Genomic DNA, 3911 nt, shown 5'->3' on the forward strand with positions numbered 1-3911 from the left:
CGGGCTCGCGGCCGGTCAGTGGGCCGGGACGGGTTCGGGCAGCAGGGCGAGCAGGTCGTCGGGCCGGCGCAGCACCGCGTCGGGCCGTTCGGCGAGCAGCGCCGCCTCGTCGCTCTCGCCCCACAGCACGGCGATCGCGCCGACCCCGGCGCCCCGGGCGCTCGCCAGGTCGGTGACGGCGTCGCCGACCATGACGGTCCGTTCGGCCGGCACGTCGAGCAGTTCCAGGGCGCGCAGCACGATGTCGGGCGCGGGCTTGGCCCGGGGGACCTCGTCGGAGCCGAGCACGTGGTCGAAGTGGTGCAGCAGGCCGAGCTGGTCAAGCAGCGAGCGGGCCCGGGGGCCGCTCTTGCCGGTGGCCACGGCCAGCCGGATGCCGCGCCGGTTGAGGTCGACGAGCAGTTCCCGCACCCCGGCGTGCACGGTGACCTGGGGGGCGAGCCGGTAGCTCTCCCGGACGAAGGGCTCCTCCAGGGCGAGCGGCAGCCCCATGATCCGCATGATGTCCGGGAAGTAGCGGCCGAGGTGGCGGCAGTACTCCTCGAACGGCGGATTGCCGTCGCCGACCACCTCCTCGTAGGCGGTGAGGAACGCCCGGCGCATCACGTCGAAGCTGTCGACGATGACGCCGTCGAGGTCGAAGACCACGGCGCGCAGCGGGGAGCGGGCGGCGAGCGCGTGGCCGTCGGGCCCGGTGGTCGGGGCGGTGGCTGCGAGCTGGTCGATCGGCATGGGATCTCCATGGGACGAGGGGCTGCCCGGACGGGTGACCGGGCCTGGCGCCCCGGGGCCGACGGGATGGGTACGGCCTCCGGGGCCGGGGCACGGGGCTGCTCGGGTGGAGCCGCGGCTCGGCGGGGAACGGCGGGGACGGCAGTCGGACGCCGACGACGGTCAGACGGCGAGCGCCGCGGCCTCGTCGGCGAGCCGCGGCCGCGGGGCGCGGGCCGCCGCGTAGAGCCGCTCGATGACCGAGATGGTGTGGTGGGCGCGCTTCACGGCCGCGCCGCGCGAGGCCGGGTCGGCGAGCACGGCGGGCAGCTCGTCGAGCTGGCGCACGTACTCGGTGCCGACGTTCTCCCCGGGCAGCGGGACCTCGGTGGTGACGCCGTCGCGGGTCCGGGTGAGGCGCGGGACCCGGCGGTTCGGGCTGAAGCCGAAGGTGCACTCCAGGGTCGCGGAACCGGTGGCGCCCTCCACGGTGATCCGGGTGGTGTCGACGGACTCGTGGGAGGCCCAGCTCGCCCGCACCGCCACCGAGACGCCGGTGTCGGTGAGCAGGAAGCCGCGGGCGGTGTCCTCGACGTCTCCCGCGCCGTCCGGCCCCTCGGTGCCGCGCCAGCCGGCGCCGCGCCTGCCGTCGTTGACGAAGTCGGCGGAGAGCGAGCCGAGCACCGACGGGAACCGGACGTCGCCGCCGAGCACGGCCTGGGCCGTGTCCAGCAGGTGCCAGCCGAGGTCGACCAGGGCGCCGCCGCCGGAGAGCCGCCGGCTGGTGAACCACCCGCCGGCGTCGGGGACACCACTGGCGCGGACCCAGGCGAGGTCGACGTGGCGGATCGGGCCGAGGTCCGCCGCCAGCTCGGTGAGGGCGGCGACGTCCGGCCGGTAGCGGGCGGCGCTGCCCGCCAGCAGGACGGTCCCGCCGGCGCGTTCGGCGGCGGCCAGCCGGTCCGCCTCGGCGGAGCTGAGGCAGACCGGCTTCTCCAGGAACACCGGGATGCCGCGGGCGAGCAGGCGTTCGGCCACGGGGGTGTGCAGGTGGTTGGGCACCGCGACGACCGCGAGGTCGACGTCGGGGCCGAGCAGGTCGGCGTCGGCGAGGAGCGCGGCGCCGGCCGGCACGTGCTCCGCGCCGCCGGGGCCGGGCTCGACGACGGCGGTGACCCGGTAGGCCGGGTGGGCCGTCAGCCGGGGCAGCCAGATGGTGCGGCCCGCCCAGCCGAGGCCGACGACGGCCACCCGCACCGGGGCGTCCGGCCCCCGTCCGGCGGTGCTCACCCGCGCGTTCACACCGCGGCCAGGGCGTCGGCGATGATCTGGGCGGTGTCCTCGATCGCCCGCTCGCTCGCGAGGAGGGTGCGGTGGTGCAGCCAGATGCCGTCGGCGGTGAGCGCCTCGCTGTTGGGGCAGGCCTTGGCCAGCGCGTCGACGGTGGTGTCGGGCGCGGCCGACTCCCAGAAGCCGTCCGAGCGGTAGATGGCGCGGAAGACCACGAAGGCGGGCAGGCCGCGCGCGATCAGGTCGTCGACCAGGGCGTTGCGCCGGTCCTCGCCGAGGCCGGGCACCCGGAACATCGCCATGTAGTGCGGGACGCGGTCGGCCCGCTCGTCGTGGCCCTGCGGCACCACGCCGGGGATCTCCGTCAGCAGCCTCTTGAGCAGCTTGGCGCGCTCCTCGCGGACGCTGATCTGGCCGTCCAGGCGGGCGAGCTGGGCGCGCAGCACGCTCGCGGAGAACTCGTTGAGCCGGAAGTTGGAGCCGGAGGTCTGGTGGTAGTACTTCCGGTCCGTCGGCGGGCGGCCGCAGCTGTGCCGCAGGAACGCCTCGTCGTACTGGGCGGTCTCCGGGAAGGTGACGGCGCCGCCCTCGCCGGCCGTCATCAGCTTGCCGTTCTGGAAGCTGAACGCGGCGATCGAGCCCAGCTCGCCGACCCGGCGGCCGCGCCAGCGGGCGCCGTGGGCGTGCGCGGCGTCCTGCACGATCGAGACGCCCGAGTCGGCGGCGAGCTTGTCGAGGGCGTCCAGGTCGGCGATCTGGCCGGCGATGTGGACGGGCATGATCGCCCGGGTCCGCGGCGTGATCGCGGCGGCGGCCGCCTCGGGGCTCAGGTTGTAGGTGTCGAGGTCGATGTCGACCGGCACCGCGGTGGCGCCGAGCCGCTGGGCGGCCTGGGAGGAGGAGATGAACGTGAACGCGGGCACGATGACCTCGGTGCCCGGGCCGACACCGAGCAGCTGGAGGGCGATCTCCAGCGCGTGGGTGCCGTTGGTGACGGCGAGCGCCTTGGCGGCGCCGTGGTACTCGGCGAACTCCTGCTCGAAGGTGTCGACCTCCTTGCCGCCCATCCGCCACCACTGGCCCTGCTCCAGGGCCCTGAGCAGTCCTTCGCGCTCGGCATCGTCGTACTGGGGCCAGACCGGGAACTCCGGGGCCGGACGTCCTTGGGCACTCATGATTCCGCGCAGCCTTTCCTGTCGGGGGGACCGTGGAACGGGACGCTAACCCAGGAAATCCGGCCCGTCACCTCCCCTACGCACCCCCCTACAAAGCCCTTGTCCTGCAGTTCGGCAACCCTCTCCGGTTTCGTCCGGGGAATTCGCTGCTATAACCGGAATATGAGCGAACTGCTATTGCTGAACGGCCCCAATCTCGGGATTCTCGGCCGCCGCGAGCCGGAGGTCTACGGCACCGACACCCTGGCCGACATCGAGGCCGCGGTCGCCGTCGAGGTGGCCGGCCGGGGCTGGAAGGTGGTCTCCGTCCAGCGCGAGTCCGAGGGTCAGCTGATCGAGGCGGTGCAGGACGCCTGGGACGGCTCCATCGGGGCGATCGTGAACCCGGGCGCGCTGATGATCGCCGGCTGGGGCCTGCGCGACGCGCTCGCCGCCTACCCGCGGCCGTTCGTCGAGGTGCACCTGTCCAACGTCTGGGCGCGCGAGTCCTTCCGGCACGAGTCGGTACTGGCGCCGATCGCCTCGGGCGTGATCGTCGGGCTCGGCGCGCTCGGCTACCGGCTCGCCGCGCAGGCGCTGCTGGCGAAGGTCCCGGCGTCCTGATGGGCTTCGCGACGGGCGCCCCGGCAGGGGGCACCACGACGACGACGCGGGCCGCGGCGGCGCCGGGTCCCGCGGTTCAGGCTCCGACGGCTCAGGGCCCCGCGGCTCAGGGCCCGACGGCTCAGGGTCCCG

4 protein-coding genes are annotated in these 3911 nt (G+C 74.8%); 1 reads left to right on the forward strand and 3 read right to left on the reverse strand.

Annotated features, from left to right (window positions below):
• Positions 1 to 15 precede the first annotated feature (15 nt).
• The 3 genes from AE652_RS37080 to AE652_RS37090 all read right to left on the reverse strand — a co-directional run bounded on the left by AE652_RS37080 (position 16) and on the right by AE652_RS37090 (position 3176).
• On the reverse strand, positions 16 to 732 hold the full coding sequence (locus tag AE652_RS37080) for an HAD-IA family hydrolase (RefSeq protein ID WP_079272307.1): 717 nt from the start codon (positions 730 to 732) through the stop codon (positions 16 to 18).
• A gap of 162 nt (positions 733 to 894) precedes the next feature.
• On the reverse strand, positions 895 to 2001 hold the full coding sequence (locus AE652_RS37085; protein ID WP_107418813.1) for a Gfo/Idh/MocA family protein: 1107 nt from the start codon (positions 1999 to 2001) through the stop codon (positions 895 to 897).
• Positions 2002 to 2009: 8 nt separating this feature from the next.
• On the reverse strand, positions 2010 to 3176 hold the full coding sequence (locus AE652_RS37090; protein WP_049659592.1) for a DegT/DnrJ/EryC1/StrS family aminotransferase: 1167 nt from the start codon (positions 3174 to 3176) through the stop codon (positions 2010 to 2012).
• A gap of 162 nt (positions 3177 to 3338) precedes the next feature.
• Between AE652_RS37090 and AE652_RS37095 the strand changes: the two genes are divergently transcribed.
• The gene (locus tag AE652_RS37095; RefSeq protein ID WP_049659593.1) at positions 3339 to 3779 is read left to right on the forward strand and encodes a type II 3-dehydroquinate dehydratase; all 441 of its coding nucleotides are present in this window, start codon (positions 3339 to 3341) and stop codon (positions 3777 to 3779) included.
• Positions 3780 to 3911: the final 132 nt, after the last annotated feature.

The sequence above is a fragment of the Kitasatospora sp. MY 5-36 genome, assembly GCF_001182915.1.
Classification (GTDB): domain Bacteria; phylum Actinomycetota; class Actinomycetes; order Streptomycetales; family Streptomycetaceae; genus Kitasatospora.

Excerpts from the sequence above, each read along its gene's own strand:
- AE652_RS37080 (WP_079272307.1), bottom strand. The coding sequence starts at position 732 with ATGCCGATCGACCAGCTCGCAGCCACCGCCCCGACCACCGGGCCCGAC.
- AE652_RS37090 (WP_049659592.1), bottom strand. The coding sequence starts at position 3,176 with ATGAGTGCCCAAGGACGTCCGGCCCCGGAGTTCCCGGTCTGGCCCCAG.
- AE652_RS37095 (WP_049659593.1), top strand. The coding sequence starts at position 3,339 with ATGAGCGAACTGCTATTGCTGAACGGCCCCAATCTCGGGATTCTCGGC.